Genomic DNA, 20,423 nt, shown 5'->3' on the forward strand with positions numbered 1-20,423 from the left:
CTCTGGCGCGCCGCCTATCTTCGGCGCGCATGGCAGCGCGCATGGCACACGACGTCTTCCGCGACAACGTAACGGTCATCACCGGTGCCTCGGCAGGCATCGGGCTCGAGGTCGCGCGACAGCTGGCTGGACGTGGCGCCGCGCTCGTTCTTGCCGCCCGGAATCCGGCGCTGCTCGACGCTGCCGCCGAAAGCTGTCGCGCACTCGGCGCGCGGGCGATTGCCGTTCCCACCGACGTCGCCGACAAAGACCAGTGCCGTCACCTCATCGCTGCTGCTGTCACGCAATTCGGTCGGTTGGACACGCTGATTAACAACGCCGGCATCAGCATGCATGCCCGCTTCGATGAGCTGAGCGACATCGAAGCTGTCGAGCGCATCACGAGCATCAACTACTTCGGAAGCGTCTACTGCACCTGGTACGCGCTTCCGCATCTTAAGAAGTCGAAGGGTCGCCTCGTAGCGATCTCGAGTCTCACCGGCAGGAACGGAGTCCCGACGCGGACGCTGTACGCCGGTACGAAGCACGCCATGGCGGGATTCTTCGACTCGCTGCGAATCGAGCTCAAGCGTGACGGAGTCAGCGTCTCGGTCATCTACCCAGGATTCGTCGCCACCGACATCGCCAAGCGGGCGCTCGGTCCCGATGGCAAGTTGCTGGGCACGCGTCCGGTGGCAAAGCACGCAGTCATGAGTGTCGAGGAATGCGCGCGACAGATCATCGACGCGGCCGCAGCACGGCGCCGCGAGATCGTCATGACGCGGATGGCGCGCATCGGGCTCCTGCTGAAGGCGATAGCGCCCGGAAGAGTCGATCGAATGGCCGAGCGCGCGATCAAGCGCGGTCGTTAGCAAGGCTCCCTGATGCGGACCGGTATCGCCGTCGCATTGCTCGCTGCGCTGCTGTTCGTGGGATTCCGGTCCACCGGGTCGGTGCCCCCGCTCGGTCGGCTGCTGGATCCGGCGAACGGAGCGTGGGCTGGCGCGGCGGCAACGACCTTCCCCGCGAGACAGAGCGCATCCGTACCCGGACTCGCCGGACCGGTGCAGGTGTTATTCGATGATCGTGGCGTACCCCACATTTTCGCCGCGAGCGAGGTTGACGCGTACCGCGCTCTCGGATACGTGGTTGCGCGCGATCGCCTTTTCCAGATGGAGGCGCAGACGCGTGCCACCGCCGGCAGGCTTACCGAGTGGGCTGGCCCGAAGGCGCTCGAGATTGACAGGGAGAGCCGCGCCCTTGGACTGGCGTGGGGAGCCGAGAAGAAATTCGCGAGTTATGACCGCTCGTCGCCCGGCTACCAGGCGCTCGAGGCTTATGCGGCCGGCGTGAACACGTGGATCGCGCAGATGCGGTCGCGCGATCTGCCGATTGAGTACCGGCTTCTCAATGCCCGGCCGATCAAGTGGGAGCCAATCCATTCGATGTACTTTCTGGCCCGCATGTCGCTCACGCTGGCGATGAATGACGCGACGATGCGCAGGCTCCGCGCCCAGGCGCTCGTCGGGAAGACAGCCGCGGACGCGCTGTTTCCAGTGAACAGCGCTATCCAGGAGCCCGTTCAACCGAACGGGACGCGCGCACCGCGATTCGATTTCGCTGTGCTCCCGTCGCCTGGCGCTCCAGATCGAGCGGCGGCGTCTGCGGTGCAGGTGCGCGAGCAACTTCTCGTGGCACTCGGATTGGGAAAGCACACCGAAACTCAGGACGCGATTGGCAGCAACAACTGGGCGGTATCGCCTTCGCGCGCGTCCGCGGGGAATGCTTTGCTGGCAGGAGATCCACATCTCGATCTCACGCTGCCGTCGGTCTGGTATGAGATGCACATCGTGGTGCCCGGCAAGCTCGACGTTGCGGGCGTCGGATTTCCGGGAGTTCCCGGAGTCGTGATCGGATTCAACAGGAACGTTGCCTGGACCTTCACCAATACGGGATCCGATGTAAACGACTTCTACATGGAAACGGTGGACGACACAACGCATCCGTCGCGCTACGAGGTGGACGGGCAATGGCGGCCGCTGGAGAAGAGAATCGAGCGATACCTCGACGCGAAAGGCGCTGCTCTCGCCACCGACACGCTCTACTTCACGCACCGCGGGCCGATGCGAAAGCAGATGGGGGAGTGGCTGTCAATGCGATGGACTGCATACGAGCCGTCGCATGAGCTCGACAACTTCCTTTCGCTCGGTTACGCCGGCACGGTGAGCGAATGGCTCTATTTCATGCGCGACTACGTGGTGCCCACGCAGAACGGCATGGTGGCGGATCGCGCCGGCAACATCGCGGTCCGGTCGTCGGGGACTTATCCCATTCGGCCTGGCGACGGGCGCGGCGACGTTATGCGCGACGGCTCGAAATCAGCAAGTGACTGGACCGGCTCGCTGCCGCTCGACAAGTATCCGTTCGCCATGAATCCGCCGCAGGGCTTTCTCGCTTCCGCGAACCAGCAGCCTGTGGATCCGCGACACAATCTCAGCTACATGGGATCGGATTGGTATTCGCCATGGCGGGCGATGCAGATCAATGCTCTGCTGCGCGCAGACAGCGCTGTCACACCCGATGACATGCGCCGGTTCCAGACCAATCCTGGCAGCGCGCGCGCCGACGCTTTCGTTCCGCGCTTTCTCGCTGCCGCCGCGCGCGAAGACTCGGCCGGCAGAGCCGATGCCGATCTTCGCGAGGCCGCGCGGCTGCTCGGCGAGTGGAACCGGCTCTACGTCCGCGAGAGCCGCCGCGCCATTCTCTTCGAGGGGGCGATGCGGCAGCTTGCCGCACGCACGTGGGACGAGCTGACAGAGCCCGACATGAAGGAGAGGGGCAGCACTGGTGACAGCTTCGGCTTTCCGGAAGCGCAGATGCTGCTCGAGCTGATGCAGGACCCGGCCAATGCGTGGTGGGATGACCGGCGCACGCCGGCGCGGGAAGGTCGCGATGCGATTCTTGCGGCCAGCCTCCAAGCTGCGTACACAAAGATCAGGGATGAAAAGGGAGCGCCCGACTCGGATGGATGGCTCTGGTCGAACACGAGGCAGGCGAACATTCATCATCTGCTTCGTATTCCCGCATTTTCGGCGCTGAAAATTCCGGTGCAGGGTGGTCCAGGCACGTTGAGCCCCTCGGGAGGCGCGGGCACACAGGGCGCAAGCTGGAGAATGGTCGTCGAGCTCGGTCCCGAAGTCCGCGCGTGGGCCGTCTATCCAGGCGGGCAGTCCGGATCTCCCGCCAGCCCTCGCTACACCGATCGCCTGTCGCGGTGGGCACTCGGCCAGCTCGATCCGGTTCTCTTCCCGAGGACTCCGGCGGAGCTTGACCGGAAGCGCGTAATCTCGACGCTCACTCTCACGCCGAGGTGACATGCGCAATCTGGTGAAGGCTCTTCTGCTGGCCGAGGCGTTCGCCGTTACGACGTTCGGACTGGGGTGGTGGTCGGTTCCGATCGTCGCCGCTCTCTGGGCAGCGTTTTCCACCGATCCAGGCCGCGCGCGAATGGCCGCGCTCTGCGCCGCAGGTGGATGGGCGACGCTGCTTCTTCTGGACGCCGTACGGGGGCCGGTCGGACTCATGGCGTCGCAGCTCGGAGTAGTGATGCATGTACCGGCCGGGGTGCTTTACGTGCTGACTCTCGTGTTTCCCGCGCTGCTGGCCTGGAGCGCGGCGACCCTGGCTCCGCGATTTCGCGGGCGCGCCGTGTGAACGATCGCTGACGGAGCTGCGCTACCGCGGAGGGTTGCCCGGCGTGAGCATCGTTCGCTCGGGCGTGCGCTCGGTGAGCATCTTCGTGGTGAATCTCTGTCCCTCCGAGATGCGCTCGACCTCGATCGCGATGGCATCCACCGACTGCGAGATCTGCTGCAGCTGATCCCGCACCTCAGGCGGCAGTGGCGCCGCCACCGGCGTGCCGCGCTCTATCCGCCGGGCGAAGGCGCGCATCAACGGCCAGCCAATGACGATCGCGGCGATCATGATGAAGAAGGCGATGGAGATCGACTCTACCTGCGGCGGTATGACGTTGTCGGGGTAGGAAGTAGCAATGGTACCCGGGATGCCGGGCGTTGGCGGCGCGGGGATGACCACGACCCCGTTCTGAGCGCGCGCGTTTGCGGCTTCTTTGGCCGCTTGTTCGGCAGCGATCTGCGCATCGCGAACGGTCTCCCGAATCTCCTGTCTCAGCTGGTCCCGCGATATGCCAGGATCCTGAAGCAGCATAGATTTGGACATGGCAACATCCCCGACATTGAGTGAGAAACTGCGGGCAGATCCCGCCGCGTCAATTTACGAGGGGCAACATCCGCGGGCCAGCGTACTTGGGAGGGTGATCGTCCACGCAGCTACCGGCCTCGTGCTCGGCGCCGCGTGCTGGGACATCATCGCGCGTCTCGGCGCTCCGAACATTTTCGGCATCGGCACTTTTTCCGGACTGATACCTTCCGCGATTGCAGGAGCCGCACTTGGATTGACGCGCTGGCGGCGTGCGCTGCTATGGCTTTCGGCCGGGCTCGTTGCAATCCTCGTCATCGTCGCATACACGGGACTGATCGGACCCTCGCGCCGTCTCATCCGCGCCGATCCGGTTCCGCGCACAGCGGACGCAGTCGTGGTGCTCTCGGCCGGCGTGACCGGTGACGGCTTTGTACCACAGCAGGGCACCGACCGACTCCGTAAGGCGCTGGAGCTGGTGAGATCGGGGGTTGCCACGAATCTGGTGGTGACGCGCGAGGTCACGCGAATCGACGGTAAAGTCGTGACTTCTTCGGCCGATCAGGGCCGGCTGATCGCGATGGCTGGAGTGACCGAAGTGTACTCTGCGGGACTGGCCAGGAGCACACGCGACGAGGCGCTCGGTGTAGCGGCGCTCGCGCGTGCGCGCGGCTGGCGCCGCATGGTGGTCGTGACGTCGCCATATCATTCGCGCCGGGCCTGCGCCACGTTCGAGAAAGTCGGACTGATCGTGGCTTGCGTGCCCGCCGACTCGCGCGACATTGCCATTCGCACGTTGTCGTCGCCGGAGGACCGCGTGGATGCGTTCGCGATGTGGATCTACGAACTGGCCGGAACGCTGCGATACCGGCTGTCGGGCTGGATGTGACCGGGCCGAAACCGCGCCGATCGGACGGACGTAGTGTGAATCTCGACGGGAGCTCCCGATGAATTCAGTTACGACACTCGCACAATCGCTAGGTGTCGCGTTCGCCGCCGGAATCAATCTTCCGGCAACGGTCGCCGTGCTCGGTATCGCCGATCGCGCGGGATGGATCGATCCGCTGCCCGGCGCGCTCCATGCTGTGAGCAGCGTCTGGGTAATCGGTATCGCGTCGGTACTCTACATGATGGAGTTCGTGGTCACTCTGGTGCCGGGAGTGACGAGCATCTGGGAGACCGTGCAGAGCCTGATTCGGCCACCCGCCGCCGCGCTGCTGGCCGTCGCAACGACGTACAACCTGAGTCCGCCTCTCGTGGTCGCGGCCGGACTTCTTGGTGGCGGACTGGCGCTCACCACGCACGGCACGAAGCTCGGGCTGCGATACGCGGTGGACACATCTCCGGAGCCGGTCACCAACGGCCTCGCGAACGTAGCCGAGCTCGCGACGATATCGTCTATCGCGCTGTTCGTCTGGAGCCATCCCTTCGTGACGCTCTCAGTCGCGATCCTCGTCCTCATTCTGCTCATCCTCGTCGTACGCAGGATCATGAAGACGCTGCGCTCCCTGTTCCGCGGCGACTGGAAGCGGGGAATCCCGGCATAGTGCGCCGCGTCCTTCGAGGGCGCACATTTATGGCTCGCTGAGGGCGGGCCTGCCCTCGTGAATACTATGAGGGCATTCCTGACGTGTTGACGCTCGCACTGCTCGTTGCGGCCGGTACCGGCCTCATGCACGACTCCGCCTCCCTGCGCGACTCCATTCAATCGCGTGTCGCGGCGTCTCTGGGCGCCACGGTGGCGGTGTCCTATCTCGACCTGGAGACCGGCGAATCGCTCGCGGTCAACGCGGACGCCGTGTTCCACGCCGCCAGCACGATGAAGATCCCCGTCATGATCGAGGTGCTGCGCCGCTCCCAGGAAGGCGCCTTTTCGCTCGATCAGGGAATACTGCTCGTCAATCAGTTCGCGTCGCTCGCGGACGGATCCCCATTCTCGCTCATCGCGTCCGAGGACGGCGACACTGCACTCTACCGGAAGGTCGGCGGGCGCGTCACTGTCCGTGAGCTGATGCGGCGAATGATCACGCTCTCGAGCAACCTCGCGACCAATCAGCTCATCGCGCTGGTCGGTGCGGATCGCGTCACCGCGGCCGCAAGACAGCTGGGAGCGATGCACATACAGGTATTGCGCGGCGTCGAGGACCAGAAAGCGTTCGACAAGGGGATGAACAACACGACAACCTCGGCCGATCTCGCGGTGCTCCTCAGCGCCATCGAGCGAGGACAGGCGCTGTCTCCGGCGAGCTCTGCCGAGATGCGCGAGATCCTGCTCGCGCAGGAGTTCAACTCCAAGATTCCGGCAGGGCTTCCTCCGGGTACGCGAGTCGCGCACAAGACAGGAGAGATTACCGCCGTCTCGCATGATGCCGCAATCATCTATCCACCCGGACGCAAGCCGTACGTACTCGTCGTTCTTACACGTGGATTGAGGGAAAGCGCCGCTTCGGGCTCTCTCATCGCGGACATTTCCAGGATTGTCTGGGCGCACGCGACAGGGATGCGGCGATGAAGATCGCTTTCCTCGGACTCGGGGCGATGGGCGCGCCGATGGCGCGTCATCTGGCCGGTGAGCCATTCGAGCTCACTGTGTGGAACAGGACTGCCGAAAAGGCGACGGCGTTCGCCACCGCCCATCGCGCTGTGGCAGCGGCGACGCCCGCGGATGCTGTCACCGGTGCGGACGTCGTCATCACATGCCTTCCGTCGTCGCGCGAAGTGGAGCAACTGGTCGAAGGCGAATCGGGCATCGCATCCGGTCTGAAAGACGGAGCGATCTTCATTGACTGCACTTCCGGCGATCCAACCACATCGCGCGCGATCGCTGCGCGGCTCGCCGAACGCGGAATCAGATTCGTGGATGCCCCGGTCAGTGGTGGTGTGAAAGGCGCCGAGGCGGGCACGCTGACGGTAATGTGCGGAGGGACCGAAGCAGCAGTGGACAGCGCCCGTCCTGTCCTCGAAGCTTTTGGAAAGAAGATCGTGCGCTGCGGCGACGTTGGCGCCGGTGATGCCGTCAAGGCGATGAACCAGGCGCTTCTGGCGATTCACATCTGGTCGGCGGGTGAGGCGCTGGCCGCGCTCGCCAAGGTGGGGGTCAACACGCATCTGGCGCTCGACGTGATCAACGGATCGAGCGGGAGATCCAACAGCTCCGAGAATCTCTTTCCCGAGCGCGTGATGGGTCGAGCGTTTCCACGGACCTTCAAGCTCGCGCTGCTCGACAAGGACGTGTCCATCGCGGCGCGAATCGCCGAGGAGAACGGACTGCCGGCTCCGTTCATCGAGCTCGCCGCGCGATTGTTTGCCGAGGCCCACGGGATTCTCGGCGAAGAGGCCGACCACGTCGAAGCCGTGCGCGTGATCGAGGAGAGGGCGGGCGTGCTGATCTCGTAGCGCGCCCCGCGCTTCAATTACACGCGGGCCGTCTCCATATTTGTCAATCGATGCCTTCCCGTACAACAGAACCGAAGACTGTGCTCACCGCTCCCGCCGTCGAGCGGACGCTGAGGCGAATGGCCGATCAGATTGTCGAGCTGAACGACGGCACCGACAGACTCGTGATCGTCGGCATTCAGCGACGCGGCGTGCAGCTTTCCCGCCGCATCAGCGCGCTCATCGAGGAGAGCGAGGGCGAGAGGGTCCTCCAGGGCTCGCTCGACATCACGCTGTATCGGGACGATCTCCAGACCGTGGGTCCGCGTCCTGTCGTCGGCCCCACCGACATCCCCTGGGAAATCGACGGCCGGAACGTCGTGATCGTGGACGATGTGCTTTACACCGGCCGGACGGTCCGCGCGGCGCTGGATGAGCTGGCAGACTTCGGGCGACCGGCACACATCGTTCTCGCGGTTCTGATAGATCGCGGCGGACGTGAGCTTCCCATCCAGCCGGACATAGTTGGAAAGAAACTCTCCGTGGAGCCGCGTGACCGCGTGGATGTACTGGTGGAGGATCTGGATGGCAGGACCGCGGTAGTGGTCGTGCCCGCATTGGAGGATGAGACTCCGTGACCAGCGCGCTCGGCAAGGACCTGCTTGGACTCGAGTTTCTGTCGAGCGAGCAGATCCGTCTGATCCTGGACACTGCCGAGCCATTCAAGGAGATCAGCGAGCGGTCAATCAAGAAGGTGCCCGCGCTGCGGGGCTCGACCATCGTCAATCTCTTCTTCGAGAATTCGACACGGACGCGCATCTCCTTCGAGTTCGCTGAAAAGCGACTATCAGCCGACACGGTCAACGTCTCTGCCTTGGGGTCGAGCGTGCAGAAGGGGGAGACGCTCGTGGACACCGCGAGAAATCTCGAGGCGATGCGCATTGACATGGTTGTCATCCGCCACGGTGCATCCGGCGCCGCACAGTTCCTCGCCGATCGGATCGAGTCGAACGTGATCAACGCCGGCGACGGACTGCACGAGCATCCGACCCAGGGCCTGCTCGACCTGCTGACGCTTCGCGACCGCTTCGGCGAGCTCGCGGGAAAGAAAGTGTGCATCTGCGGTGACGTTCTGCACTCCCGCGTGGCGCGCTCCAACATCTGGGGCCTCAAGAAAATGGGCGCCGAAGTCGCTGTGTGCGGGCCGAGATCGCTTCTGCCGCACGGCATCGAGGAATTCGGCGTCACCGTGTTCGAGCGCATCGAAGACGCCATTCAGTGGGCTGACGCCCTCAACGTTCTCCGGCTCCAGCTCGAGCGCATGACGGCGGGGTACATTCCGTCCAGCCGCGAGTACAATCGCGTTTTCGGAGTCACACGCGAGCGCCTCGAGCGCGCGCCGCACGACATTCTCATCCTTCATCCCGGACCGATGAACCGAGGTGTGGAAATAGACTCCGACGTCGCCGACGGACCGCACAGCGTCATCCTGCATCAGGTCACCAACGGCGTCGCCATCCGCATGGCCGTGCTGTACCTGCTTGCCGGTGGACGGCCCGAGCTCGCCGAAGCGGCCAAGGGAGGAGCCCGCTGATGAGCTCTCAACGGCCCATTCTGCTCCGCGGCGGAAGAGTGCTGGATCCCTCGCGCAACATTGACGATGTCGGCGACGTGCTCGTTTCCGACGGCCGGATCGAGAGCGCGTCGGGGCGCATCGGCTCGCACGATGACGCCGAGATCATAGACTGCGATGGCTGCATCGTGTCGCCGGGATTCATTGACGTTCACTGCCATCTGCGCGAGCCGGGCAGGGAGGATGTCGAGACGATCGCGACCGGCGCGCGCGCAGCCGCGGCTGGCGGGTTCACGGCGGTCTGCGCGATGCCGAACACCGATCCGGTGACGGATAATCAGGCGGCGGTCGGATTCATCATTCGCCAGGCGCAACGCGCGGATGCGTCGCGCGTGCATGTGATCGGCGCCATCTCGGTCGGCCAGATGGGCGAGCGACTGGCCGAGTTCGGGGAAATGGTGGCGGCGGGCGCAGTCGCCGTGAGTGACGACGGAAAGCCGGTGGTGAGCGCGCAGCTCATGCGTACGGCGCTCGAGTACGCACGAAGCTTCTCGATTCCCGTGATCGATCACTGCGAGGAGCCGACGCTCGCGCTCGGCGGATCCATGAACGAGGGAATCGTCAGCGCGCGGCTCGGCCTCAAGGGCATTCCTTCGGAGGCCGAGGAGATCATGGTGATCCGCGACATTCTGCTTGCGCGCCGGTCGGGTGGCCACGTGCATCTCGCGCACATGAGCACGCACGGCTCGGTCGAGCTCATCCGATGGGGCAAGGACCGCGGCATCAACGTGACCGCCGAGGTGTGCCCGCACCACGTGTCGCTCACCGAGGAGCGCATTCTCTCGTACGACACGAACGCGAAGATGAATCCGCCGCTTCGCACGGCGAAGGATGTCGAAGCGCTGAGAAACGCCGTGAAGGACGGGACGATCGACATGATCGCGACCGATCACGCTCCTCATCACTATGACGAAAAGGAGCGGGAATTCGCCGACGCGCCCAACGGCATCGTGGGCCTGGAGACCGCGTTGGCGGTAGCGGTGACGAATCTCGTGAAGAGGGGACATATTGACTTCCGCACGCTTGTAGAGAAGATGTCGTGCGCGCCGGCCCGGCTTTTCGGACTGCCGGGCGGGACTTTCGCGCACGGCTCGCCGGCTGACGTCACGGTCTTCGACCCGCAACTGAGCTGGCGAGTGGATCCGTCGGAATTCCTGACGAAGGGACGCAACACGCCGTATGCGGGTATGACACTCGAGGGACGCGCGATCTGCACGATCGTCGGGGGAAAGGTTGTGCACAGGCTGGCCAGCGATGGCGCGAACGCACGGCAGAGCCGTGCTTCATCGGGGTGACGGAGAGAATGAGCAAAGCCAAGACGAATGCACTGGACGCGCTTCGAGCGCTCATCGCCGAGAGGCAGCAGTACGAGCAGTGGATTTCCGCGCTCGAAGGCAAAAGGGGTGGCACACCTGAGCACGTTTTCGAGCGGGTTCAGGCGGATTACCGCAGTCGGCTGGATCGCGTGGTGGCGGACATTCGCGGCCATGCGGAGGAGCTTCAGCTCAGCATATCGGCTCTCTCGTCCCGGCTGGTCGAAGTGGCGCGTGACGAGGATAGCCGCCGCGAGGGACTTCAGGAGGCGGAACTGCGTGCAGCGGTGGGAGAATACGAGCCCGGTCAGTGGGAGCAGTTGAGAACCGAGGCCGCGCAGGCGCTGGAGAAGATTGCGGCTGATCGCGCGTCGCTCGACGGCCAGCTGGGTGAGCTGCGCTCGATTCAGAAATTGAGCGAGGTTGGAAGCGTAGGTACTCCGGTGAGCTCGAGTGTTGACTCCGCGGCGCCGGTACCGGAAGCCGAGCCAACGCCGCCAGCGCCGCCGAGTGACGCGCGGCCGGCTCCCGGGCCGGTAGCGGCGGCAGTGCCTGCGCCAGCGTCCCCTCCTCCCGCTGTACCAGCTTCGAATGGGCTCGCGGCGCCAGCCAGAGCGCCCCAGGATCAGGGCCGCCTGCCACTCGATCCGGTCGCGGCAGCGGCGTCGGCAGCGGCCGGCACCACCGCAAGGCCGCGGTCGTCGAAAACTCCGCCCGGTGGCGTTTCAGCCGTCCGGAAGACGGAAGCCGTGAAGCCGGATCAGTCGAAGACTCTCAAGTGCCCCGAGTGCGGAACACCGAATTATCCGACGGAGTGGTATTGCGAGCGGTGCGGGGGCGAGTTGGCGACGATGTAGTCGCAGGGCCAGGAGAAGGTCCCCGGAATCTCTTTAAGAGAAAAAACGGGCGCCATTTGAGCGCCCGTTCGATGTTCGTGACCCAGCTGCCTTACTTCGTGGCGGCGGCCTTCTTCGCCATCCGGCTCTTGTGCCGGGCAGCGGTGTTCTTGTGAATCAGCCCCTTGCGGGCGGCGCGATCGAGGAGCGTGACGGCGACCGCCGTGTCCTCGCCGGGAGCGGCCGCGACGTGCGCCTTCTTGAGCGCTGTGCGAAGTGCGGAGCGCTGGGCACGATTGCGCGCCATGGCGGCTCTGGACTTACGCATGTTCTTCTTCGCGGACGCGATATTCGGCACTATTCGGTCTCCAGTCTTTGAGAGCCGCGCGTTCCCTTTTTTCGCGGCGAGTCTAGCCGCTAATGATACCCGGTTTCGAGGGCGGAAGTCAACGGGACACCCGTAGAATTCCACCTTCCCTCGGAGAGGGGAAGTGCAAAGCCTGGCCGGGCGACTCGCACCCGCTACGCACTTGGATAAGCTGACCGCACTCGTCTCATGCTGCCGCGGACTATCCCCATCCGGTAAGTTTCCTCCGCCGTCTTCACTCCTCTCACGAGACAATTGAGCCCGCTCCAGAATTTCATCCTGATCGCGCCCGTGCTGCTGTTCTCCATGGTCGCCCACGAGTACGCGCACGGGTATGCAGCCCTCAGGAATGGCGACGCCACCGCCTACCAGCTCGGCCGCCTGACCTGGAATCCGGCGAAGCACATCGATCCGTTCATGACGATCCTTCTGCCGCTGCTGCTGTTCTTCGCCAACGCTCCGATCTTCGGCGGTGCCAAGCCGGTACCGGTCAATCCCCGGAACTACCGGAACTTCAAGAAGGGCGACATCATCGTTTCGCTCGCCGGAGTCGCGACGAATATCGTCATCGCCTTCCTCTGCGTGCCGCTGATCATGCTCGTGCACGCCGTCGGATCGCGAGTGGATGTTCTCACGGCCCCCGCGTCGATCTTCCAGTTGATGCTGCTGGTCGGGATACAGCTGAACGTTGTCCTCGCCGCCTTCAACCTCATTCCGCTGCCCCCCCTCGACGGCTCGCACGTCATGAAGTATCTGCTTCCCCCGGCGTGGAGCCTCAGTTACCAGCGCTTCGGGCGGTACGGCCTCATTCTGCTTTTTATTCTGATCTCGTTCGGCCGTCCCGTTCTCATGCTGTGGTTCACTCCGGCATTCGGACTGATCACGGCCCTTCAGCGCATCGTCGTTCCATTCGTCATTCCGAGCCCATGGACAATGTGAATCAGGCGGCATCACGGGAGGGCGAGGTGTTCGTCGTCGAGCTGACACAGTTCTCAGGTCCGCTCGATCTCCTGCTCACGCTCATCCGCGACGAGCAGATAGACATCCAGGATATTCCCGTTGCGCGCATCGCCGAGCAATTCCTCGAGCGGATCTCGACCCTCGCGCTCGATGAAGCGGCCGACTATCTGGAGATGGCCGCGCGACTCGTCCGCATCAAGGCCCAGATGCTTCTGCCTCGCCGTGAAGGTGACGAAGCGTGGGAGGATCCGCGCGCGGAGCTGGTGCGCCGGCTCCTCGAGTACCAGCAGGTCAGGGAGGTGGTGGACATTCTCGAGCGGCGCAGCGACGAGCGGCGCAACCGCTTCGCGCGGGCGTATCTGCCACAGAATTTCTCCTCGCCCGCGCCGGCCGCCGCGGCTTTGTCGCTCTCGCTGCCTGAGCTCTTCGCCGCGGTGGACCGCGTTCTGCGCGTCGCGAAGAAGCCGACGATGCACGATGTCGTTCCGCGCGCGCTCGATGTGGACGGCGCCATGGCGACGGTCCGCGCGGTGCTCGCACTTCGCGCGTCCGCCCGGTGGGGAGACGTCATCCAGTGCGACGCCGAGCCATGGCAGGTTCTTTCCGTTCTTCTGGCATTGCTCGAGCTCGCCAAGCGAGGCGAGCTCAAGATCGCTCAGTCCAGACCATTCGCCTCCGTCGAGATAACCAGTGATACCGCTAGCGAAGCTGCTTGAGGCAGCGCTGTTCTCCAGTGCGCACCCCGTCGCCATCGCCGACCTCAAGGCAATGGTCGCCGATGGAGAGACGACGGGCGACGATGTCACGGCCGCTCTCCAGGAGCTGCGCCGCCATTACGACGAAGACGGCCACGGCGTCGAGCTGATCGAGGTCGGGGGCGGCTGGCAGATACTCACGCGTCCCGAATACACGGAGACGATCGAGCGTGCGCAGCTCGCCGCGAGACCGCAACGGCTCTCCGCCGCCGCGCTGGAGACGCTCGCGATCATCGCCTACCGGCAGCCCATCGGGCGCGCCGAGATCGAGGAGATCCGCGGCGTCGGCTGCGGTCAGATGCTCAAGTCGCTGCACGAGCGCGAGTTGATCGAGGTCGTCGGCCGCGGGGAGGGAATGGGCCGACCGCTGCTTTACGGAACGACTCCCGGATTCCTTGAGCAGTTCGCCCTGCGCCACCTCGGCGAGCTTCCGCGCGCGGACGAGCTCGCGGTTGCGCTGCGCGATCCCAACGCGCCGCTGCCGCCGATTGCGAACGCGACACCGGAACTGGCGCCGGAAGTGGACGCTTCGGGCTCCGACAGCAATTCCTCCTCTGCGCCAACAGGTGACTCCGGCGTCGCCGAATCCGAACGCATCGCCATCGAGAGCACAGACTCGCCCTACGCAGCAGTGCAGAGCCGATGACTGAGGTCATGCGCATTCAGCGCGCCCTCGCGCGCGCCGGCGTCGCCTCCCGTCGCAAGGCCGAAGAGCTCGTCGCTGCGGGGAGAGTGAAAATCAACGGCGTCGTCGCCACCACTGGTCAGAGCGTGGATCCCGACGGCGACACTATCACCGTTGACGACAAGCCCGTGGCCCAGCCGACTGGATTCCACTGGCTTGTTCTGAACAAGCCGCCCGGAGTGCTCACGACCAAATCGGATCCCGGCGGCAGGCGCACGGTGTTCGACTTCGTCGCCGACAAGCCCGGCCTCACCTACGTCGGTCGTCTCGACTACATGACGGAAGGGGTGCTGATCTTTACGACGGATGGCGAGGCGGCCCACAAGCTCACGCATCCGAGCACGGAAGTGGAGCGGACCTATGTCGCGACGGTTCGCGGCGACGGCCCGGCCGCAGTCCGTGCGGCCCGGAACGGTGTAGAGCTGGAGGATGGATGGATGCAGCCGCTCGACATCGTAGCCCGAAACATCAGCAGGGGGCTTTGGGAGCTCGACGTGACCATCGCCGAAGGTCGCAATCGGGAAATCCGGAGATTCTGCGCCGCCCTCGGCCTCGGAGTGGAGCGACTTGTGCGTACGCGGTTCGGTCCAGTCTCGCTCGGCAACCTTCCTTCGGGAGCGACGCGTCTCCTCACGGGGCGGGAGCGGGATATCATCCTGGCTATCACGCAGGCATAGAGACAGCTCCGCGGCAACACAACGAATAAGGAGACGCACGTGGCAACACAGGTTCCCGCCGCCGTAGATACCGGAATGATCCACGACATCGTGGACCAGGTCAGCCGGCGAATCGTCGGCCAGAACTACATGATCGAGCGGCTCGTGATCAGCATCCTCACCGGCGGCCATGTGCTGCTGGAGGGAGTTCCGGGACTGGCGAAGACGCTGGCCGTCAGCACTCTCGCCGAGACTATCAGCACCACCTTTCAGCGCATTCAGTTCACCCCCGACCTGCTGCCGGCGGACATTCTCGGCACACAGGTCTACGATCAGTCGAACGGACAGTTCAGCGTGAAGAAGGGGCCGATCTTCGCCAACATCATCCTCGCCGATGAGATCAACCGTGCGCCAGCCAAGGTGCAGGCTGCGCTGCTCGAAGCGATGCAGGAGAAGCAGGTGACGATCGGCGGCACGACGTTCAAGCTCGACGAGCCATTCCTCGTGCTGGCGACGCAGAACCCGATCGAGCAGGAAGGGACGTACCCGCTCCCCGAAGCGCAGGTTGACCGCTTCATGCTCAAACTGCACGTCGGCTATCCGACGCAGGAGGAGGAGAAGGAGATACTTCGGCGCATGGCTGGCGGACACGCCATCGCCGTTCGTCACGTCGCCACTCCGGAGGCGATCATGGCGGCGCGAGCGCGCATAGCCGATCTGTACATGGACGAGCGGATCGTGGATTACATCGTGTCCATCGTGCACGCGACGCGCTTTCCCGCCGACGCGGGGCTTCAGGATCTCATTCCGCTGATCGAGTTCGGTGCGAGCCCGCGCGCGACGCTGTCGCTCGCCCAGGCGTCGCGAGCCCACGCGTTCCTGCGCGGGCGCGCGTTCGTAACACCCGACGACGTGAAGGCGATCGCGCCGGACGTGCTTCGGCACCGTGTGCTGACGACGTACGAAGCGGAAGCGGAAGAGATGACCAGCGACGCAATCGTCTCGCGCATCCTGGCCGCCGTAGCGGCGCCGTGATCATCCGCCGCACTCCGCTCGCGAGGCGGCGCGGGGGCAACCTCGTCGCGCGCCGCGAGGAAGAGGAGCGCGACGAGAGATGGTCGCTGTTTCGTCGCACACGGCGCGAGCGCCCGCATGAGCCGCGCCAGGCGTCAGCGGCGGTCGCCGAGGCAATCAGGGAGGGCGTTCCTCCAGAAATACTCCGACAGGTCAAGCTCATCGAGCTTCGCACACGCAGCCTCGTGAACTCGCTCTTCACTGGCGAGTATCGCAGCACGTTCAAGGGGCAGGGAATGGAGTTTTCGGAGGTGCGCGAATACCAGCCCGGCGACGAGGTGCGTACCATTGACTGGAACGTCACTGCCCGCATGCGGCGTCCGTTCGTCAAGCGCTACATCGAGGAGCGCGAGCTGACGGTGATGCTGGCGGTGGATCTCTCCGGCTCCGAGCGATTCGGCACGGTGCGCCGGTTCAAGAGCGAGCTGGCGACCGAGCTTGCTGCGGTGCTTGCGATGTCAGCCGTGCGCAACAACGACCGCGTCGGCGTCGTCCTCTTCACCGATCGCATCGAGTACGTCCTGCCGCCGCGGAAGGGACGCAAGCATGTGCTCAGGATTCTCCGCGACATCCTCACCTTCGAGCCCGTCGGGCGCGGCACCGACATCGCCGGTCTGACGAATCATCTCGCGCGCACGCTGTCGCAGAAGACGATTGTCTTCCTGATATCCGATTTCGATGCCCCGGACATCGAGCGCCCGCTGAAGATTCTCGCGCAGCGGCATGACGTGGTTGCGGTGACCGTCGAGGACCCGAGCGAGCGGGAGCTGCCTGACGTCGGGCTCGCGCGCTTCGTGGATCCCGAGACAGGGCAGACGTTCGAGATTGACACGAGCTCTTCACGGGTGCGCGCCGACTACGCCCGGCAGGTCGGCGAGGAGCGCGACGCGCGCCGTCATCTGCTGCGACGGCTCGCGATAGATGAAGTGCCGGTGAGCACCGACGGAAACTATATCGAGCCGCTGCTCAGGTTCTTCCGCTCGCGGGAGACACAGACGAGACGCAGAAGATGATCCTTCCGGTGGCGCTCACGCTGCTGCTCCAGGGCGCGGGAGCTGCCGCACCTCCCGCTGCGTCCGGCGCGCAGCTCCCGGTGCAGCTCCCGGTGCAGCTCGGGGTCGGTGTCACCAGCGACACTGTGACGGTAGGGCAGCGCTTCGTCGCAATCGTGAGGATCCGCGCGCCACGTGGTGCCACGATCAAGTTCCCTACCGAAAGCGATTCCGCCGCTGCGGCGTCTCCAACCGCGACCGAGCTGATCGGGAAGCCGGTCGTGCAGCCGGTTCCCGACTCGACTGCGACGACCATGACGGCGGCGTACCGCCTCGCGGCATGGGACGTCGGCCCGCAGCGGCTCGGACTCGGCAATGTCGTCGTTCGCCTCGGCGGTCGGACCGGCTACGTCTCGCTCGCCGATCGCGGAGTGTTCGTGCGCTCGGTCCTGCCCGTTGATTCCGCGCTTCGCGTGCCGAAGCCTCCGCGCCCGGCGATTGACCTCGAGCCCTTCGACTGGCTCCCGCTGGCGCTTCTTGCGGCCGCTTTGGTGGCTGCGGCTCTCGCGTGGCGCGTCTGGGTCTGGTACCGCCGCCGGAAGGATGCGCCTCTCGACCCGTTCGCCGCGGCTGAGCGTGAGTTCAACCGGATCGAGGCGCTGCGGCTCACCGAATCGGGAGAAGGCGAGCGGCACGGGACGCTCATGACTGACGTGCTGCGCGATTACCTCGCCGCGCGCGTCCCGGGGATCGCGCGTTCGCACACTTCGTCGGAACTGCTCGCGGCGGGGGAAGACATTCGAGGCATCGCCGGCGGTCTTGGCGAGCTCCTCTGGCGCACGGACCTGATCAAGTTCGCCAACGCGCGCGTCGCGCCCGATGAAGCAGAGCGGCTCGGCAGCTGCGCGCGCGGAATCGCCCGCGCCGTCGAGAGCCATTTCGTCGAGCGCGAGAAGGAATCGGCGGAGAAGCGCGCGGCATGAAGATTCCCGATCTCTTCACTTTCCAGTCGCCGCAGGCACTGCTGCTCCTGCTGATCCTGCCTGTGTGGTGGTTGTGGCGACGGCGCAGGTCTGAAGACGCAATCGTTTTTTCGAGGACATCCGTGCTGGCGCGCGGTCCGAAGGCCGGACAGGGAATCGCGCGCGCGATCTTCGTTCTCAGGAACCTCGTCATTGCCGGAGTGATCGTCGCCATCGCAAGACCGCGCAGCGGAGCACACGTGGAGAACATCACCAGCTCTGGCATCAACATCGTGCTCGCGCTGGATCTCTCCAGCTCGATGCTCGCGCAGGACTTTCGACCGAACAACCGTCTCGAGGTCGCAAAGGCGCGGGCGAAACAATTCGTGCGCGCGCGCGAATCGGACAGGATCGGCATCGTCGCTTTTGCCGGCGAGGCGCTGACACAGGTGCCGCTCACCACCGACCACCCGGTGGTGCTTCAGGCGATAGACAATCTTCAGGCCGGACAGCTCGAGGACGGAACCGCCATCGGGCTCGGCATCGCCACCGCGGCCAACCGGCTGCGCGACGCACCCGGGCGCTCGCGAGTGATGATCGTCGTCACTGACGGCGTCAACAATCGCGGAGAAATCGATCCGCTGTCGGCCGCGAAGGCGGCCGCGGTGTACGGCATCAAGATCTACGGCATCGGCGTCGGCACCGAGGGAGTCGCCCCGGTGCCCGTCGGGCGCGACGCCTTCGGGCTCCGGTTCGAGAACCAGCCGGTGAAGATAGACGAGGCTTTGCTCCGCCAGATCGCGGCGCTGACGGGAGGGCGCTATTTCCGAGCGCGCGACGGCGCGGCGCTGGGGCAGATCTATTCGCAGATCGACCGGCTCGAGCGAGTGCCGGTGCAGTCGCGCTCCCTCGTCACCTACACCGAGCTGTACCGATGGGCGCTGGGCGTCGCGATCCTCGCCTTGCTTCTCGAGCTGGGTCTCACCGCGTGGAGGGCTCCGCTGCCATGATGGATCTACGCTACGTGAGCTGGCCGTGGGCTCTGCCGCTGGTGGTCGTCGTGCCCGTGATCACTGCGTGGATGATCGCCACCGCCCGGAGAGTGCGCGCCCGGCGCCTTGCCCATCTCGGAACTCCGTTGATGATCGCGCGTCTTGCACCCGCCGCCGCTGCCGCTTCGCGCTGGCAACCGCTGCGATTGTCTCTCGCCGCGCTCTGCCTGGCGATTGCTTTCGCCGGACCTCGCTGGGGAATCGAGCGCACCGTCGTCCGGCAGCCGGGCATAGACGTAGTTCTCGCTCTCGACGCGTCGTCGTCAATGCTTGCGCGCGACGAATCCCCGGACCGCCTCACGAAGATGAAGCAGGTCGTTGACCGGCTTCGCGAGCTGTCGCCCAGCGACCGGTTCGCTCTCGTGGCGTTCGCCGGGCGCAGCTACGTGCTGAGCCCGTTCACCACTGACGATGCGGCGCTCAATCTTTTCATCAGCAATCTCGATCCGACCATCGTGGGTCAGTCTGGCAGCTCGATCGCCAGCGCCCTGCGCCAGGCGAACAACCTCCTCGCTCTGTCGAAATCCGATGCCGAACGCGCGATAGTGGTGATGAGCGACGGTGAAGGGTTCGAGGGCCAGGATGAGGTTCTCACCGAAGCTCGACGGGCTGCCGAGGCTGGCACGTCGGTGATCACCGTCGGTTTCGGCACGACGCCGGGCGCCACGATACCGGTCGTGGAGAACGGAGTCACGACACAGAAAAAGGATCAGTCCGGAGCGGTCGTGGTAACGAAATACTCGCCCGATCTGCTGAAGGCAGCTGCCGATGCCGGGCACGGCGTCTTCGTCCCACCGACCGATCCCGACCGGGCGGCTGCGGTGAGACAGACGCTCGCCGGCCTGCGCACGGAACAGCGGTCTCTCACCAGGGGAACGGATCTCGGACAGCGATTCCAGCTGTTTCTCATTCCGGCACTGCTGCTCGTGGTTCTCGACACCTTCCTTTCGACGCGGCGCGGCAGGCGGCGCGAGCTTTCCGCCGTCGCGACGGCAGCGTCTGCCGCGGCGCTGGTGATTCTCAACGCCTGCTCCACCGGCGACGTACGCGATCGGGCCGCGGTGAAACTGTACAATCGCGGCACAGCGATGCTCGCGATCCCGGACTCGATGGAAGCGGCGGTGCCCGTGCTGAAGCAGGCGGCCCAATCGAAGGACGTCGAAGTCGCATTCAGGGCCGGATTCAACGCCGGCTACGTCCATCTGCGCGATGGCCTGCGGCTGCGCGGCGACTCGGCGACGATGCCGCTCGACAGCGCGCTTGCGGTTTACAAGCGGGCTCTTACACTGCGGTCCGATGACATGGACGCCAAATGGAATTACGAGCTCGCACTTCGGAAGCAGAAGAGCGGAGGCGGCGGCGGCGGCGGAGGCGGCGGCGCCAACCCGCAGCCTGAGCCGCAGAACTCTCAGAACGAGGCGCCGCGCCCGCGTCCGATTCCCGGTATGACCGAGCAGCGCGCCGAGCAGATACTCAATTCGATGGAGCAGCAGGAGCAGGACGTGCAGGGGCGCAAGCAGCGGAGAAGCGTGCCGACGCCGCCGCCCAACGGACGGGACTGGTAGC

At 65.1% G+C, this 20,423-nt stretch carries 22 protein-coding genes; 20 read left to right on the forward strand and 2 right to left on the reverse strand.

Going from position 1 to position 20,423, the window contains the following annotated elements:
- Window positions 1–41: 41 nt before the first annotated feature.
- Genes Q7S20_01445 through Q7S20_01455 form a run of 3 tightly spaced genes read left to right on the forward strand, consistent with a single transcriptional unit; the run spans window position 42 to window position 3,693 of the window.
- Window positions 42–851 carry an SDR family oxidoreductase gene (locus Q7S20_01445; GenBank protein MDO8500490.1) on the forward strand — a complete coding sequence of 270 codons (810 nt, stop codon included), beginning with the start codon at window positions 42–44 and terminating at the stop codon, window positions 849–851.
- Between the two features lie 12 nt (window positions 852–863).
- On the forward strand, window positions 864–3,353 hold the full coding sequence (locus tag Q7S20_01450; protein MDO8500491.1) for a penicillin acylase family protein: 2,490 nt from the start codon (window positions 864–866) through the stop codon (window positions 3,351–3,353).
- Between the two features lies 1 nt (window position 3,354).
- Complete coding sequence (locus Q7S20_01455) at window positions 3,355–3,693, forward strand: hypothetical protein (GenBank protein ID MDO8500492.1); 339 nt, start codon at window positions 3,355–3,357, stop codon at window positions 3,691–3,693.
- A 21-nt stretch (window positions 3,694–3,714) separates the two neighbouring features.
- Here Q7S20_01455 and Q7S20_01460 read toward each other — a convergent pair whose 3' ends face one another.
- On the reverse strand, window positions 3,715–4,218 hold the full coding sequence (locus Q7S20_01460) for a hypothetical protein (GenBank protein ID MDO8500493.1): 504 nt from the start codon (window positions 4,216–4,218) through the stop codon (window positions 3,715–3,717).
- On the opposite strand from Q7S20_01460, the gene Q7S20_01465 reads away from it, so the two are divergent.
- The 8 genes from Q7S20_01465 to Q7S20_01500 all read left to right on the forward strand — a co-directional run bounded on the left by Q7S20_01465 (window position 4,217) and on the right by Q7S20_01500 (window position 11,375).
- Complete coding sequence (locus Q7S20_01465; GenBank protein ID MDO8500494.1) at window positions 4,217–5,086, forward strand: YdcF family protein; 870 nt, start codon at window positions 4,217–4,219, stop codon at window positions 5,084–5,086. The genes Q7S20_01460 and Q7S20_01465 overlap by 2 nt on opposite strands.
- A 58-nt stretch (window positions 5,087–5,144) precedes the next feature.
- A complete protein-coding gene (locus tag Q7S20_01470) occupies window positions 5,145–5,744 on the forward strand; it encodes a DUF4126 domain-containing protein (GenBank protein ID MDO8500495.1) in 600 nt (199 codons plus the stop codon).
- An 83-nt stretch (window positions 5,745–5,827) separates the two neighbouring features.
- Window positions 5,828–6,709 carry a serine hydrolase gene (locus Q7S20_01475; GenBank protein ID MDO8500496.1) on the forward strand — a complete coding sequence of 294 codons (882 nt, stop codon included), beginning with the start codon at window positions 5,828–5,830 and terminating at the stop codon, window positions 6,707–6,709.
- Window positions 6,706–7,593: an NAD(P)-dependent oxidoreductase gene (locus Q7S20_01480; GenBank protein ID MDO8500497.1), complete on the forward strand. Its 888-nt coding sequence runs from the start codon at window positions 6,706–6,708 to the stop codon at window positions 7,591–7,593. The genes Q7S20_01475 and Q7S20_01480 overlap by 4 nt, the downstream gene beginning before the upstream one ends.
- A gap of 50 nt (window positions 7,594–7,643) precedes the next feature.
- Window positions 7,644–8,210, forward strand: coding sequence for a bifunctional pyr operon transcriptional regulator/uracil phosphoribosyltransferase PyrR (pyrR, locus tag Q7S20_01485; GenBank protein MDO8500498.1), 567 nt, complete (start codon window positions 7,644–7,646; stop codon window positions 8,208–8,210).
- Complete coding sequence (locus Q7S20_01490) at window positions 8,207–9,166, forward strand: aspartate carbamoyltransferase catalytic subunit (protein MDO8500499.1); 960 nt, start codon at window positions 8,207–8,209, stop codon at window positions 9,164–9,166. Before pyrR ends, Q7S20_01490 begins: the two co-directional genes overlap by 4 nt.
- Entirely contained in the window at window positions 9,166–10,500 is a 1,335-nt protein-coding gene (locus tag Q7S20_01495; GenBank protein ID MDO8500500.1) for a dihydroorotase, read from the forward strand. The genes Q7S20_01490 and Q7S20_01495 overlap by 1 nt, the downstream gene beginning before the upstream one ends.
- Before the next feature lie 8 nt (window positions 10,501–10,508).
- Complete coding sequence (locus Q7S20_01500) at window positions 10,509–11,375, forward strand: hypothetical protein (protein ID MDO8500501.1); 867 nt, start codon at window positions 10,509–10,511, stop codon at window positions 11,373–11,375.
- 91 nt (window positions 11,376–11,466) lie between these two features.
- Here Q7S20_01500 and rpsT read toward each other — a convergent pair whose 3' ends face one another.
- On the reverse strand, window positions 11,467–11,712 hold the full coding sequence (gene rpsT / locus Q7S20_01505) for a 30S ribosomal protein S20 (protein ID MDO8500502.1): 246 nt from the start codon (window positions 11,710–11,712) through the stop codon (window positions 11,467–11,469).
- 264 nt (window positions 11,713–11,976) lie between these two features.
- On the opposite strand from rpsT, the gene Q7S20_01510 reads away from it, so the two are divergent.
- From Q7S20_01510 to Q7S20_01550, 9 genes are read left to right on the forward strand one after another with little or no spacing between them, the layout of a single operon-like run.
- The gene (locus Q7S20_01510) at window positions 11,977–12,660 is read left to right on the forward strand and encodes a site-2 protease family protein (GenBank protein ID MDO8500503.1); all 684 of its coding nucleotides are present in this window, start codon (window positions 11,977–11,979) and stop codon (window positions 12,658–12,660) included.
- Window positions 12,648–13,397 (forward strand): segregation/condensation protein A, encoded by a 750-nt coding sequence (locus Q7S20_01515; protein MDO8500504.1) that lies wholly within the window; start codon window positions 12,648–12,650, stop codon window positions 13,395–13,397. Before Q7S20_01510 ends, Q7S20_01515 begins: the two co-directional genes overlap by 13 nt.
- On the forward strand, window positions 13,372–14,082 hold the full coding sequence (gene scpB / locus Q7S20_01520) for an SMC-Scp complex subunit ScpB (GenBank protein ID MDO8500505.1): 711 nt from the start codon (window positions 13,372–13,374) through the stop codon (window positions 14,080–14,082). The genes Q7S20_01515 and scpB overlap by 26 nt, the downstream gene beginning before the upstream one ends.
- Window positions 14,079–14,798 carry a pseudouridine synthase gene (locus tag Q7S20_01525; protein MDO8500506.1) on the forward strand — a complete coding sequence of 240 codons (720 nt, stop codon included), beginning with the start codon at window positions 14,079–14,081 and terminating at the stop codon, window positions 14,796–14,798. Before scpB ends, Q7S20_01525 begins: the two co-directional genes overlap by 4 nt.
- Before the next feature lie 39 nt (window positions 14,799–14,837).
- Window positions 14,838–15,812: an AAA family ATPase gene (locus Q7S20_01530; protein MDO8500507.1), complete on the forward strand. Its 975-nt coding sequence runs from the start codon at window positions 14,838–14,840 to the stop codon at window positions 15,810–15,812.
- Window positions 15,809–16,864 (forward strand): DUF58 domain-containing protein, encoded by a 1,056-nt coding sequence (locus Q7S20_01535; protein MDO8500508.1) that lies wholly within the window; start codon window positions 15,809–15,811, stop codon window positions 16,862–16,864. The genes Q7S20_01530 and Q7S20_01535 overlap by 4 nt, the downstream gene beginning before the upstream one ends.
- The gene (locus tag Q7S20_01540) at window positions 16,861–17,826 is read left to right on the forward strand and encodes a hypothetical protein (GenBank protein ID MDO8500509.1); all 966 of its coding nucleotides are present in this window, start codon (window positions 16,861–16,863) and stop codon (window positions 17,824–17,826) included. Before Q7S20_01535 ends, Q7S20_01540 begins: the two co-directional genes overlap by 4 nt.
- Window positions 17,823–18,815: a VWA domain-containing protein gene (locus Q7S20_01545; GenBank protein MDO8500510.1), complete on the forward strand. Its 993-nt coding sequence runs from the start codon at window positions 17,823–17,825 to the stop codon at window positions 18,813–18,815. The genes Q7S20_01540 and Q7S20_01545 overlap by 4 nt, the downstream gene beginning before the upstream one ends.
- On the forward strand, window positions 18,812–20,422 hold the full coding sequence (locus Q7S20_01550; protein ID MDO8500511.1) for a VWA domain-containing protein: 1,611 nt from the start codon (window positions 18,812–18,814) through the stop codon (window positions 20,420–20,422). The genes Q7S20_01545 and Q7S20_01550 overlap by 4 nt, the downstream gene beginning before the upstream one ends.
- Window position 20,423: the final 1 nt, after the last annotated feature.

It is taken from the genome of Gemmatimonadaceae bacterium (assembly GCA_030647905.1).
GTDB lineage: Bacteria > Gemmatimonadota > Gemmatimonadetes > Gemmatimonadales > Gemmatimonadaceae > UBA4720.